We start from the raw sequence: 12,847 nt of genomic DNA, 5'->3' as shown, positions 1-12,847 counted from the left end.
ATGTCGGACACCCTGAACCTGAGAGATCTGGTGGAATACCTCGCCAAGGCCCTGGTGGACAATCCCGAACAGGTGTCGGTCAAAGAGATTCCCGGCGAGAAGACCGTGATCTTCGAGCTGAAGGTGGCGGAGGGCGACCTCGGAAAGATTATCGGCCGGGAGGGTCGCACGGCCAAAGCCATCCGTGCCATCATCTCTGCCGCCGCCATGAAGCAGGGCAAGCGCGCGGTTCTGGAGATCCTTGAATAAGGCACCTCATCGGCTTCTCCTGGGGCGGGTCCTCCGCCCCAGGGGGCTTGAGGGAGAGGTCTACCTCTATCTCTACGCGGATCCCCCGGACGTTCCTGAAGATCTGACCGTTTTCGTTGCCCTTTCTCCTCACCTCCATCGTCCCCTCACCCTGGAACGCATCCATCCCCATGGGGGGCGGGTGTTCCGTGCGCGATTCCGGGAGGTGCTGGATCGGACGGCAGCGGCCGCCCTCACGGGCGTGGAGGTGTGGGTGGAAGCCGACGCCTTGTCCCGGGAGGAAAATGCCCTGTATGCCCATGAACTTGTGGGCATGGAGGTGGTGGATGAGCGGGGCAACCGGGTGGGGGTGGTGGAAGAGGTGTATCTCTATCCCGCCCAGGACGTTCTCGAGATCCGGAGGGAGTCCGGAACGTTTCTTCTACCCATGGTGAAAGCCTTTGTCCGTAACGTGCTGCGAAATGAACGAAGAATCGTGGTCCATCTCCCTGAAGGGCTTGTGGAGGAGGAAGATACGTGATCTTTCGCCGTCTGGTGGGCCAGGCGGTGGCCCGGCGGATTCTCAGCCGGATGGTGGAAACCGGTCAAATCCCCACCACCCTGATGTTCGAAGGACCGCCAGGGGTGGGCAAGGCCCTGGCCCTGTGGGAATGGACCCAGGCCCTCTTCTGCACTGCGGAAGACCGTCCGTGTGGAACCTGCCGGGCGTGCGAACAGGTGGCCCGGCTCACCCACCCGGATTTCGTTCTCCTGACACCGGAAAATCTGGAACGATTTCCCGGTGAGACATCCCTGCGACCTTTCCCCTATAACCCTTCCCGGGAGAAGATCCCGGTGGAGGCCATCCGGGAAATCCGTACCCTCCAGGGGCCGGTGAACGCACCCTTCAAGGTGGTGGGGATTGTGAATGCGGAGGAGATGACCCTGGAGGCCCAGAACGCCTTTCTCAAAACGCTGGAAGAACCTCCCTCCCGGACGGTGTTTGTGCTCGTGGCCTCTCAGCCGGAGAAGGTCCTTCCCACCATCCGATCCCGGGCTTTTCCCGTTCGGTTCGGACCGCTCTCGCGGGAGGAGTTTGACCGGGTGATGAAAGCGCAGGGATATGCGGGTCGGGAGGTGCTGTATCGTGCAAGCGGGGGCAGTCCAGGTCTGGCCCGGGAGCTCTCGGGTCAGGGCATTCTCCAGGCCCGAACGAAGTTTCTGGAACTTCTCCTGGGCAAAGTCCCGGAATTTCTGGGATGGGTGCTGGATGAGATTCCCCGGTGGAAACCACGGGATACCGAACTCCGGATTCTGGTGTGGGGCCAGATGATTCTGGATGCATGGATCGTGGTTTCGGGGGGAGAACCCCTCTATCATCCCGACGTTTTTCAGAAGGTGCGTCCGGAGGCGTTCGCGGTGGGACCGCACCATCTCATGCAGGCGGTGGAACGCCTCCCCTTTCTGGAACGGGCCATCATCCGGAACCTGGGGGCGCTGGACCTGGTGATCACCCTGGTGGAAGCCCTTCTCCCCACGGATTTCCGGGACGCGCTGGTGGGCCTCCGGCGAAGGCCTGTTCCGGATGACGGTCTGGGCGTGGTGAGTCTTCTGGAAGGATAACGTTCACAGGAGTGCGGTCATGACCCTGCAGGAACTTGCGCAAACCATGGATCACACCCTGCTCTCTCCCCAGGCGACCTCCAAGGATCTGGATCGCCTGGTGGAGGAAGCCCTCACCTGGAAGGTATGGGCGGTGTGCGTGCAGCCGACCTGGGTGGGGTATGTCCGGAAAAAACTGGAAGGTTCGGGCGTTCATGTGGCCACCGTGATCGGTTTTCCCCACGGCGTGACCTATCCGGAAGTGAAGGCCATGGAAGCCCGGAAGGCGGTGGACGAAGGGGCGGATGAACTGGATATGGTGATCCACGTGGGATGGGTGAAGGAAGGCCGAATGGACCGGGTGGAGGAGGACATCCGGGGGGTGGTGGATGCCGCCCAGGGGAACGTTGTCAAGGTGATCCTGGAGACGGGGGCCCTGACGGAAGAGGAAAAGAAAGCGGCGGCCCTTGCCGCCATGCGGGCTGGGGCCCACTTTGTCAAAACCTCCACGGGCTTCGGTCCAGGGGGAGCCACGGTGGAGGATGTGCGCCTTCTTGCCTCCGTTGTTCACCCCCTCGGTGGGAGGGTGAAGGCGTCCGGCGGGATCCGTTCGGCCCGGCAGGCCCTGGACCTGCTGCAGGCGGGAGCCGATCGGCTGGGCCTTTCCCGGACGGTTCAGGTTCTGGAAGAATACCGTTCCATGCTGGAGGGAAAGGGATGAGATTGCAGGGGAAAAAGGCGCTGGTCACGGGGGCCTCCCGGGGAATCGGTGAGGCCATCGTCCGGAAGCTTGCGGCGGAAGGAGCGGAGGTGGCTCTGGTGGCCCGGAACCGGGAAACGCTGGAGCGGCTTGCCGGGGAGCTTCCGACGTCTTCGCTGGTGATTCCCGAGGATCTCTCGGATCTGGAGGCACCGGCCCGGATTGCCAGGGCGGTCCAGGAGGCCTGGGGAGGGGTGGACATCCTGATCCACAATGCGGGCATCACCCGGGACAAGTTCCTTCTGCGCCTGAAGGATGAGGATTTTGACACGGTGATGAACGTGAACGTCCGTTCCGGGCTGTTCCTTGCCAAAGAACTTCTCCGGGGGATGCTCAAAAAGCGGGGAGGAGTGATTCTGTTTGTTTCTTCGGTGGTGGGTCTGGTGGGGAATCCTGGACAGAGTGTGTATGCGGCAAGCAAAGCCGCCCTCAACGCCATCACCAAGTCCCTGGCCAAGGAGGTGGGAAGCCGGGGCATCCGGGTGCTTGCCCTGGCACCCGGCTTCATCCAGACCGCCATGACGGAAAGTCTTCCAGAGGAGGTGAAGAATGCGTATTTCGAGCAGATTGCCCTGCGCCGGTTCGGCTCACCCGAGGAGGTGGCGTCCGTGGCGGCCTTCCTTGTTTCAGACGAGGCCTCCTATATGAGCGGTCAGGTGGTGGTGGTGGACGGGGGCATGATCTGATGTATCCCGAACTCTTCCGGATTGGGAATTTCGTGGTTTCCTCCTACGGTGTGATGGTGGCCCTGGCTTTTCTGGTGGGCTATGGGGTGGCCGAGCGGGAGTTCAAACGGCTGGGCCTTCCCCTGCGCCTTCTGGAAGAGCTGGGGGTGGCCATCCCCATCGCTGCCATCGTGGGCGCTAAACTGTTGTATATCCTTGAAAACGTACCCCTGTCGGAGTTTCTCTCAAACCCCTGGCCCCACCTGTTCAGCCGGGGAGGATTGACGTTTTACGGAGGGTTTTTCGGGGGAGTTTTCGCCGCACTGCTGGTCCTCCGGCGTCATCCCGTGCCCTGGAAACGGCTTCTGGGAGCCCTTGCTCCCTCCCTCGCCCTGGGCTATGCCATCGGGCGGGTGGGGTGTTTTCTGGTGGGAGATGATTACGGAAAGCGCTCGGACCTCCCCTGGGCCATGGCCTTTCCCCGGGGGGCACCGCCCACCATTGATCCGGTGACCGGCGAAGTCTTTCGGGTCCACCCCACCCAGCTCTATGAGATTGTCCTTTCCCTCGTGATCTTTGTCGTGCTCTGGCGGATCCGGAAGACATGGACGCCGGAGAGGCTGGGGGGACTGTATCTGGTCCTTGCGGGGAGTGAGCGGTTTCTCGTGGAGTTTCTCCGGGTGACCACACCGAGTTTCATCCCCGGGCTCTCGGTGGCCCAGCTCATGGCCCTGGGCCTTGTGGGCCTGGGGATCTGGATCCTGCGGACCGTCCCCCGCGGTGCTTGAAAAACTCTGGCGAGGGCTGTACACTTCCCAGGGATTCCTCAGGCCCCCGGGCCTGAGGTGGAGAACAGGAGGTGCAGAATGGGCGTGATGCTCTGGTTGACCGTCGCGGCGGCGGGCATGCATCCGGCCTTTGCCGCCCGTCTGGCGGAGGCCTCGCCCGATGAGGTGCTCGAGGTCTTCGTTCTGATGAATCCCCAGCCGGACTGGAACTATGTCCGGACGCTTCCCACCTACAAGGCACGGGTGGACTACCTCCGGGATCTTGCCCGGGTGTCCCAGGAAGCCCTGAAACGGGATCTCGTGCGCGGGAAGATCCAGGCGCAGGAGGCAGAGTCCTACTGGTCTTTCAACGGGTTCCGGATGAAGGTCACCAAGGCGGAACTGGAAAAGATTGCGGCCCGTTCGGATGTGTTCTGGGTGGAACCGGTTCCCCGGTATGTCCTCTTCCGGGGGGTGCCGTCCGACGATGGGGCTCCTGAAGTAAATAAAGTGGCTCCCTGGAATATCCGGAAAATCAACGCCGATGATGTGTGGAATCTCGGGTACACAGGCCAGGGCATCGTGCTGGGTGTGCTGGACTCCGGGTTTGACACCACTCACCCCGCTCTCTCGGGAGGCAAGTTCCTTCGTCTTCGGGATTTTACGGCGGATAACAACCCAGTGAACGATGGGGTGGGGCACGGGACCCATGTGAGCGGGACGATGGTGGGGGGTGACGGTCCGGCCAATGGGCTCACCTCCACCGATATCGGCGTGGCTCCTGGGGCCCAGATCGTGGGAGCCAAAGTGTTCGATGCCCAGGGGAATGCTTCCAACAACTTCTCCGGGGCTTTCCAGTGGATCGCTTCCCTCAAAGCGGACTCGGGGATCGACATCCGGGCGGTGAACAACTCGTGGGGGATCTGCCATGACTACGGGTTTTCTCTTTCTCACTGGAATGACGTTCTCCTGTGGTGGAACCTGGACATTCTCCCCGTGTTCTCCATCGGAAACGCGGATATCACCTGCTCCGGCCCGGCACCGGGAAGTGCAAGCTCTCCTGGAAACTATCCTACCGTGGTGGGTGTGGGTGCGACGGCGTCCAACGACTACCTTGCCAGTTTCAGCCAGTGGGGACCCGCCCCCAACGTGAACCCGGTGAACGATCCGCAGTACTGGTTTGAACCCGGATGGAACTTTCTCAAACCCGATATCTCCGCTCCAGGGGCCGGAGTGAATTCCTCGGTGCCGGGAGGCGGGTATCAATCCTGGGACGGAACGTCCATGGCGTCGCCCCACGTGGCGGGTGCGGTGGCCCTGATTCTCCAGGCCAACCCGAGTCTCAACAAATACGACCTGTATATGGTTTTAACGCGAAGCGCGGCCCATACGGTAACATGTGATTCCTGCGGGACCTTCCCCAACAACCAGGCCGGGTGGGGACGTCTGGATGTACTGGCGGCCATCCAGATGCTCCAGGCCCCCTTCCTTGCGGCGGACAGTCTGGTCTTCACCTATCCGGGTGGGGATCGCTGGGATCCGGGTGAGCAGCTTTCCATTGACATCCGGCTTGCCAACACAGGGGGAGATACGGCCAAGTCCATCACGGGAACCCTTGTCGTGTCCCATCCGGGGGTGACGGTGACAGACAACAGTGCCGCCTGGGCGGATATCGCTCCGGGCAGCGGAGCCTTCACCTCAGACGGAGGTTTCACCGTTCAGGCGTCCACCTCCGCCCAGGAAGGGGATGTCTCCTTCACGCTGTACCTTTCCTTCACGGATTCCCAGGGGAACAGCATGGCCGACACCCTGACCTTCACCTTCCCCCTGGGTCGGCCCCGGTTTGACGTGTATGATGTGAACGCCGGCGACCTGGCTGTAAACTTCACGAGTGTCGGCGCCTTCCCCAGCCCCGTGGAAATGGGCAGTGCCCCCGGTGCGGGCGTGGGCTTCGAATATCTCGGGAACAACCTGCTCTATTACGGATCTTTTGCCACTGGAACCGGATTCACCTATGTGGTGGACCGATGGTATGGCGCAACGGCCGGAGGGGCCATGAACCAGGACTTCAACGTGAAATCCGGTGGGAAGATCCTGGAGATCTCGCCGACCGTTCTGGGTGACTTCCAGATTGCCAACCAGATGACGGACTCCGGCCATGCCTCGCCAAAGGGTCTGGAGGTGATCCAGTCCGCCTACACCTTCTCCGGCGCAAACTACGGCAACATCGTGTTTGTTCAGTATGCCCTGTTCAACACGGGGGCCACGGACATCGCCAACGCCTATGCGGGGCTCTTCATGGATATGGACATCGACAGCTTCAGCCTGAACACGGGCGGGGTGGACGCCTCCCGGAATCTCGTGTATATGAAGAACGCCATCCTGACCAACCTTTCCGACACGGCCTATGCCGGCATCCGGGTCCTGGGTGCTTCCTTGGGTTCGGCCGGTGCAAGTCCGGTGGGCGTGGCCAACCTCTCCCTTCTGCACAACCCCACCTATGTGTACAACGGTACGAGTGAGCAGACCAAAATCAATTTTCTGGACGGAACGTACAGCATGACCACACCGGACAGCGGGGATGCGGACTACTCCATGGTCGCCTCGGTGGGACCCTTCTCCCTCACGGCGGGTGCGGCGGATACCTTGTATGTCACCTTTGCCTTCCTGGCGTCCAACACCCTTGCCGGACTCCAGGCCGCTGCGGACACGGCAGACACCATCTTCACCGGGTTTGAACCGGTGGTGGAGGTGAAAGAACTCCCGGTGCGGCCGGGTGGCTTTGCCCTGGCACCGAAGTTCTCCGGGAGCGGGGTGCTTCTGGAGGTGAACCTGCCGGCTGCCCGCGACGTGCGGATGGAAATCGTGGATCCTGCCGGACGGCGGGTGAAGACCGTGTTTGCCGGACGTCTCGGTCCCGGGGTTCACCGGTTTCCCGTGACCGGGCTCACCCGGGGGGTGTATTTCGTCCGGCTCTCCGGCGACGTGCAGGCGGTTCGCCGGTTTGTGGTACTTCGCTGATGCAGGTGCGGGGTGGGGCGCAGCCCCACCCCGCGGGCTTTGACAGGCTGAAGGTTGTTCTTTACAATCATGTCCTGCATGCCGGGGTGGCGGAATTGGCAGACGCGCTGGGTTCAGGACCCAGTGGGAGCAATCCCGTGCGGGTTCGAGTCCCGCCCCCGGCATGGTTCTTTTTCCTGACATCAACTTCGTTCAACGTCCCCGGTCGTTCTGCCCGGAGGACCGGGTGGCAAACAAGGAGGGAAGGATGAGCCGCGATGAAATCCTCGCCAAACTCAAAAAAATCGTGAGCGAGCAGCTGGATGTCCCCGAAGAAAAGGTCACCGAAGATGCCAAGTTCCAGGAGGATCTCGGTGCGGATTCCCTGGACGTGGTGGAGCTCGTGATGAAGCTTGAGGACACGTTCGGCGTCGAAATTCCCGAAGAGGATGCGGAGAAGATCACGACGGTGAAAGACGCGGTGGAGTATATCGCCGCGAAACTTGGATAAGTTTCCATGCGACGGGTGGTGATCACCGGGCTGGGTCTCGTGACCCCCGTGGGGGTGGGTGTGAATGAGGTGTGGCCCCGGCTTCTTGCGGGGGAAAACGGGATCCGCCCCATCACCCGCTTTGACGCGTCGGGCCTTCGAACCCGGATTGCCGGGGAAATCGTGAACTTTGATCCCACCGACCGCCTGGTGCCCAAGGAATTCCGTCGGTGGGATCGCTATGCCATTTATGCCGTGCACGCCGCTGACCAGGCCCTGGAAGACGCGGGTCTTCTGGGCCACCCTTCCCTGGAGCACGGGGCTGTTCTCTTCTCCTCGGGCATCGGAGGGCTGGAATCCCTGGAAGGGGAGATTGTCAAGGCGGTGGAACGAGGGGACCTCCGGGTGAGTCCTTTCCTGGTGCCCATGATGATCCCCGATATGGCCGCGGGATTGATCTCCATTCGGTATGGGATGAAGGGGCCGAACTTCTGTGTGGTTTCGGCCTGCGCCTCATCCCTCCATGCGGTGGGCGAGGCTTTTCGAAAAATCCAGTACGGTGAGGTGGATGTGGCGGTGGTGGGGGGCGCGGAAGCGCCCATCACCCCCATCGGCGTGGCAGGTTTTGCCTCCATGCGGGCCCTCTCCACCCGCAACGACGAGCCGGAGAAAGCCTCCCGCCCCTTTGATCGGGAGCGGGATGGCTTTGTGATGGGCGAGGGTGCCGGCGCCCTTGTCCTGGAATCGCTGGAGCACGCGGCGAAGCGGGAGGCCCGGATCTATGCGGAGGTGGCCGGTTACGGGGCCTCGGCGGATGCCTACCACATCACCGCCCCCTGCGCCGACGGCGAAGGAGCGGTCCGGGCTATGGAAGCGGCCATCCGGGATGCGGGGGCGCCCAAAGAGGCCATCACCTATGTCAACGCCCACGGAACCTCCACACCTCTGAACGACAAATCCGAAACCCTTGCCCTCAAGCGCGTTTTTGGGGACCACGCCGATCGCCTGGCGGTTTCGTCCACCAAATCCATGATCGGACACCTTCTGGGTGCGGCCGGTGCCGTGGAACTCGCGGTCACCGCCCTTTCCGTGTTCCACCAGGAAGTGCACCCCACACGGAACTACGAACACCCCGATCCCGAATGCGACCTGGATTATGTGCCGGAAGGCGCCCGAAAGATGGACATCCCCTATGCCCTGAAAGCATCCTACGGGTTTGGGGGACACAACGCCGTGATCCTTCTCAAACGTTTTGACGGATAACCTATGAGGGATGTTCCTTTTGAGCCTCAGGTGGAGACGGTCCATGTGGAGGGGATGCAGTTTGTCTCGAACGGTCCTTCCCGGGTGGCGGTGGTGATGGACGCATCGGAGGAGGCGGGAGGCAAGGGAAGTGGGGTCCGGCCCATGGAACTCGTCCTCCACGCTCTTGCCGGGTGCACCGCCATGGACGTGGTGAGTATCCTGGCCAAAATGCGCCAGACGTGGGACGATTTCCGGATCGTGCTTCGGGCAGAACGGGCACCGGACCACCCCCGGGTCTACACCCGGATCCAGATGGCCTATGTGTTTCGCGGAGACCTGGATCCTGCCCGGGTGAAGAAAGCCATCACCCTTTCCAAAGAGCGCTATTGTTCCGTTACCGCCATGCTCGGCAAAACGGCGGAGGTAGAGGTCTGGATGGTCCTTCAGGATCGGGACGGAAACCCAACGGTGAAGGAAAAGCTATGAAAGGCGAATTTCCCAAGACCTATCCTTTCAGGGAAGTGGAAGAACGCTGGTACCGCTTCTGGAAGGAAAAGGGGTTTTTCCGGGCGGATCCGAACCGGGTGCTTTCGGGCGAGCGCGAACCTTTTGTGGTGATGATGCCACCTCCGAACGTGACGGGCATCATCCACATGGGACACGTGCTGGACAACACCCTTCAGGATCTTTTTGTGCGGTTTGCCCGGATGCGGGGCTATGAGGTGCTCTGGCAGCCGGGACTGGATCATGCCGGAATTGCCACCCAGAACGTGGTGGAACGTCAGCTGGCGAAAGAAGGCAAAACCCGGAAAGACCTGGGTCGGGAGGCCTTTCTGAAACGGGTGTGGGAGTGGAAGGAACAGTATGGGGGGCGGATTCTCGAACAGCTGGAACGTCTGGGGGTGTCCCCCGACTGGGATCGTCTGGTGTTCACGATGGATCCCCGCTACAGCCGGGCGGTCCGGAAAGCCTTTGTGGAGCTGTATCGCAGGGGTCTGATTTATCGGGGTTTTCGTCTCATTCACTGGTGTCCCCGGTGCGGCACGGCCCTGGCGGACGATGAGGTGGAGCGAGAGGAGCGCCAGGGCAAACTGTATATTCTCCGTTATCCCCTTGCGGACGGGAGCGGAGAGCTTCGGGTGGCCACCACCCGTCCGGAGACCTATCTGGGTGACACGGCGGTGGCCATCCATCCCGATGATGAGCGCTATCGCCACCTGGTGGGCAAACGGGTGCGTCTTCCCCTTGTGGACTGGGAACGCACCACCCCCGATGGACAACCTGTTCCTCCGGAGATTCCCATCATTGCGGATCCCCGGGTGGATCCGGAGTTTGGAACCGGTGCGGTGAAGGTCACCCCGGCCCACGATTACACCGACGATGAGATCGCCCGGGACCATCATCTGCCCTATGTGGTGATCCTGGATTTCGCTGCCCGGACCACGGAAAACGCCGGGCCTTTTCAGGGGCTGGATCGGTTTGAAGCGCGGGCCCGGGTGGTGGAGGCGCTGAAAGAGGCCGGATACCTGGTGGGCGAAGAGCCCCACACCCTTCAGATCGGCGTGTGCTACCGGTGCAAGACGGTGGTGGAGCCCATGCTCTCCCACCAGTGGTTTGTGCGGATGAAGCCCCTCGCTGAGCCCGCCCTGAAGGCGGTGGTGGAGGAAGGTGCCATCCGCCTCATTCCGGAAAACTTTGTGAATCTCTATCGCCACTGGCTGGAAAACGTCCGGGACTGGTGCATCAGCCGCCAGATCTGGTGGGGCCACCGGATTCCGGCCTATTACTGCGATGAGGGCCACATCACCGTGAGTGAAGAACCTCCCGTGCGGTGTGAAACGTGCGGAAGTCGGAACCTCCGGCAGGATGAGGACGTGCTGGACACCTGGTTCTCCTCCTGGCTCTGGCCCTTTGCCACCCTGGGATGGCCGGAAGACACCCCTGAACTTCAGGCGTTCTACCCCACCACCCTCCTGGTCACCGGGTGGGACATCCTCTTTTTCTGGGTGGCCCGCATGATCATGGCGGGCTACGCCTTCACCGGCAAACCGCCGTTCCGGAACGTGTATCTCCATGGGCTGGTGCGGGACGAGAAGCGGCGCAAGCTCTCCAAAAGCCTGGGCAACTCCCCCGACCCCATCGACCTCTTTGACCGGTTCTCCGCGGACGGCGTGCGGGCGGGGATCGCCATGATCGCTCCGGAGGGACAGGATGTCCTGTTCAGCGAGAAGCGGATGGAACAGGGGCGGAACTTCGCCAACAAGGTGTGGAACGCTTCCCGTCTTCTCCTCACGCAGACACCCGACGGGTTCTCCCCCCGTCCGCTGGATGAGATTTCCCTTGCGCTGGAAGACCGCTGGATGCTCACCCGTCTTTCCCGGAGCCTGGCGAGGATTACACAGGATCTGGAAACCTTTGATTACGTCCACGCAGTGGAGGAGATGTATCACCTTTTCTGGAGTGAATTCTGCGACTGGTACCTGGAGGCCATCAAAGAGCGCCTGCGGAACGACGAGACCCGGGAGGATGCCCTTTCGGTGAGTCTCTTCATCCTGGACCACCTCCTCCGGATGCTCCATCCCCTCATGCCTTTCGTCACGGAGGAGCTGTGGCAGCGCCTTCCGGAAGCCTTTCGGGCCGCGCCCTCCATCATGGTGGCGCCCTGGCCGGAATGGTCCTTTGAAGATGGGGAGGCGTTTGAACAGTTTGAGTTTCTGAAGGACTGGGTGGTGCGGATTCGGGAGGTCCGGAGCACCTTCCGTGTTCCCAAAAACCGGACGGTGCAGGTGTATCTCAAACTTCCGGAAGGTGCCCCTTATGAGAAACTCCTCCGGACCACCGAATCTCTGTGGGGACGCCTGGCCTTTGGCGCCATGTTCCACACCACCGAAACACCGGTGCCCGGATCGGCGGTCCAGTTGGTCCGGAGCATTCCCGTGTATGTGGAACTGGGGGATGTGGTGGATCTTGAACAAGAGCGGGCCCGTCTGGAGAAAGAGCTCCGGGAGCTGGAGCGCGTGGTGGAGGGGTTTCAGAAGCGCCTCTCCAGCGAAGCCTTCCTCAAACAGGCGCCACCGGACGTGGTGGCCCGTCAGCGCGAGACGTTCCGTGAACTTCAGACCCGCCTGGAGTCCCTTCGGGCGGTCCTGGAAAGCCTCGCGCTCCATCAGGAGGAAAAACCGTGACCTGGCGGTATGGTCTGGTGGTGGTGTATCTCCTGCTGGTGGTGTGGTTCACCCTTCTCAACTGGGAATGGATGACCACACCCTTTCTCGTGCAGGTGTTTCCGGGGGTCAAGGTCCAGGTGGCTCTGCTCCCCGTGATCCTTCTGTTTCACGTGATGTTCATTCTGGTCCTGGACACGGCCTACCGGATCTACACCGGGATGCTCCAGCGGGAAAACACAAGCCTTCGCATCAAGCTCCAGGACGCGGAAAAGCGGGATATGAACCAGTTCGCCCGGGAGGTGCTGGAACGCCTGTCCCGGATTGAAGAAAAACTTTCTGGCGGGGCATAGTGCAGCGACTCGTGATCCTTTTCGCGGGGCTTCTGTTTTCCTGTTCGGGTGGCCCCGCGTTTTTTCTCTCCACCTCCTTTGAAGCACCCCAAACCTGGTCCATGGTGGATGAGGCGGGGCGTCCGGTGGAGGTCAGCCTGGTTTCTTCCGGATCGGGGGTGACCTTCCAGGCCGGTGTAATCCGGGAAGGCTGGGTTGCGGTGGCCGACGGCTATGCCCACGCCGATACGGTGGAACTTCTCCATAATGGGACGGTGCGTTCCTATGTCTTTGCCCCTTTTCTGGTCTATCCCCTCCCTCCCCTTCCGGGATTTCGCCGGGAGGGTTCTCGATCCGGGCGGGTGATCTGGGGGCGGGACACCCTCGAGACCCAAGAACACCAGATTCTTGAGATTCAGGAAGGTCCTGTCCTTCATCTTTCCCGTGTGTTGCGGCTTTCCGGGCAAACCGTTGTGCGGGAGGATCGCAGGCTGGAATTTGACGGGGAGGATCTTCGTGCGTTCAATCTGATTCGGGTGATCCAGGGGGACACCCTGTCCCTTCACTACACGCAACGATAAGAGGAGGCAGGAG

The 12,847-nt window shown here is 61.6% G+C and carries 13 protein-coding genes and 1 tRNA gene; all 14 read left to right on the top strand.

Annotation, left to right across the window (positions count from 1 at the left end):
- The 14 genes from AC6HU3_RS10050 (at position 1) to AC6HU3_RS09985 (ending at position 12,834) form a co-directional block, all read left to right on the top strand.
- Positions 1 to 249, top strand: coding sequence for a KH domain-containing protein (locus AC6HU3_RS10050; RefSeq protein WP_497473628.1), 249 nt, complete (start codon positions 1 to 3; stop codon positions 247 to 249).
- Positions 242 to 769, top strand: coding sequence for a ribosome maturation factor RimM (gene rimM, locus AC6HU3_RS10045; protein WP_497473627.1), 528 nt, complete (start codon positions 242 to 244; stop codon positions 767 to 769). Before AC6HU3_RS10050 ends, rimM begins: the two co-directional genes overlap by 8 nt.
- Positions 766 to 1,851: a DNA polymerase III subunit gene (locus AC6HU3_RS10040; protein ID WP_497473626.1), complete on the top strand. Its 1,086-nt coding sequence runs from the start codon at positions 766 to 768 to the stop codon at positions 1,849 to 1,851. Before rimM ends, AC6HU3_RS10040 begins: the two co-directional genes overlap by 4 nt.
- Positions 1,852 to 1,876: 25 nt before the next feature.
- Positions 1,877 to 2,551 carry a deoxyribose-phosphate aldolase gene (deoC, locus tag AC6HU3_RS10035; RefSeq protein WP_497536316.1) on the top strand — a complete coding sequence of 225 codons (675 nt, stop codon included), beginning with the start codon at positions 1,877 to 1,879 and terminating at the stop codon, positions 2,549 to 2,551.
- Positions 2,548 to 3,276 carry a 3-oxoacyl-ACP reductase family protein gene (locus tag AC6HU3_RS10030; RefSeq protein WP_497473625.1) on the top strand — a complete coding sequence of 243 codons (729 nt, stop codon included), beginning with the start codon at positions 2,548 to 2,550 and terminating at the stop codon, positions 3,274 to 3,276. The genes deoC and AC6HU3_RS10030 overlap by 4 nt, the downstream gene beginning before the upstream one ends.
- Entirely contained in the window at positions 3,276 to 4,043 is a 768-nt protein-coding gene (locus AC6HU3_RS10025; protein ID WP_497473624.1) for a prolipoprotein diacylglyceryl transferase, read from the top strand. The genes AC6HU3_RS10030 and AC6HU3_RS10025 overlap by 1 nt, the downstream gene beginning before the upstream one ends.
- Before the next feature lie 78 nt (positions 4,044 to 4,121).
- Positions 4,122 to 7,043 carry a S8 family serine peptidase gene (locus tag AC6HU3_RS10020; protein WP_497473623.1) on the top strand — a complete coding sequence of 974 codons (2,922 nt, stop codon included), beginning with the start codon at positions 4,122 to 4,124 and terminating at the stop codon, positions 7,041 to 7,043.
- Positions 7,044 to 7,123: 80 nt separating this feature from the next.
- A tRNA-Leu gene (locus AC6HU3_RS10015) sits at positions 7,124 to 7,207 on the top strand.
- An 83-nt stretch (positions 7,208 to 7,290) separates the two neighbouring features.
- The gene (gene acpP / locus AC6HU3_RS10010) at positions 7,291 to 7,533 is read left to right on the top strand and encodes an acyl carrier protein (protein WP_497473622.1); all 243 of its coding nucleotides are present in this window, start codon (positions 7,291 to 7,293) and stop codon (positions 7,531 to 7,533) included.
- Between the two features lie 6 nt (positions 7,534 to 7,539).
- Positions 7,540 to 8,775, top strand: a complete 1,236-nt coding sequence (gene fabF, locus AC6HU3_RS10005) for a beta-ketoacyl-ACP synthase II (protein ID WP_497473621.1) — start codon at positions 7,540 to 7,542, stop codon at positions 8,773 to 8,775.
- A 3-nt stretch (positions 8,776 to 8,778) separates the two neighbouring features.
- A complete protein-coding gene (locus AC6HU3_RS10000) occupies positions 8,779 to 9,243 on the top strand; it encodes an OsmC family protein (protein WP_497473620.1) in 465 nt (154 codons plus the stop codon).
- Positions 9,240 to 11,942, top strand: a complete 2,703-nt coding sequence (locus AC6HU3_RS09995; RefSeq protein ID WP_497473619.1) for a valine--tRNA ligase — start codon at positions 9,240 to 9,242, stop codon at positions 11,940 to 11,942. Before AC6HU3_RS10000 ends, AC6HU3_RS09995 begins: the two co-directional genes overlap by 4 nt.
- A complete protein-coding gene (locus AC6HU3_RS09990) occupies positions 11,939 to 12,274 on the top strand; it encodes a hypothetical protein (RefSeq protein ID WP_497473618.1) in 336 nt (111 codons plus the stop codon). The genes AC6HU3_RS09995 and AC6HU3_RS09990 overlap by 4 nt, the downstream gene beginning before the upstream one ends.
- Positions 12,275 to 12,285: 11 nt before the next feature.
- Positions 12,286 to 12,834, top strand: coding sequence for a hypothetical protein (locus AC6HU3_RS09985; protein ID WP_497473617.1), 549 nt, complete (start codon positions 12,286 to 12,288; stop codon positions 12,832 to 12,834).
- Positions 12,835 to 12,847: the final 13 nt, after the last annotated feature.

The sequence above is a fragment of the Caldifarcimen microaerophilum genome, assembly GCF_055387105.1.
This window is presented reverse-complemented; position numbering and strand designations above follow the sequence as displayed.

Excerpts from the sequence above, each read along its gene's own strand:
- AC6HU3_RS10000 (WP_497473620.1), top strand. The coding sequence starts at position 8,779 with ATGAGGGATGTTCCTTTTGAGCCTCAGGTGGAGACGGTCCATGTGGAG.
- AC6HU3_RS10025 (WP_497473624.1), top strand. The coding sequence starts at position 3,276 with ATGTATCCCGAACTCTTCCGGATTGGGAATTTCGTGGTTTCCTCCTAC.
- fabF (WP_497473621.1), top strand. The coding sequence starts at position 7,540 with ATGCGACGGGTGGTGATCACCGGGCTGGGTCTCGTGACCCCCGTGGGG.
- AC6HU3_RS09995 (WP_497473619.1), top strand. The coding sequence starts at position 9,240 with ATGAAAGGCGAATTTCCCAAGACCTATCCTTTCAGGGAAGTGGAAGAA.
- acpP (WP_497473622.1), top strand. The coding sequence starts at position 7,291 with ATGAGCCGCGATGAAATCCTCGCCAAACTCAAAAAAATCGTGAGCGAG.
- AC6HU3_RS10050 (WP_497473628.1), top strand. The coding sequence starts at position 1 with ATGTCGGACACCCTGAACCTGAGAGATCTGGTGGAATACCTCGCCAAG.
- AC6HU3_RS10030 (WP_497473625.1), top strand. The coding sequence starts at position 2,548 with ATGAGATTGCAGGGGAAAAAGGCGCTGGTCACGGGGGCCTCCCGGGGA.
- AC6HU3_RS10020 (WP_497473623.1), top strand. The coding sequence starts at position 4,122 with ATGGGCGTGATGCTCTGGTTGACCGTCGCGGCGGCGGGCATGCATCCG.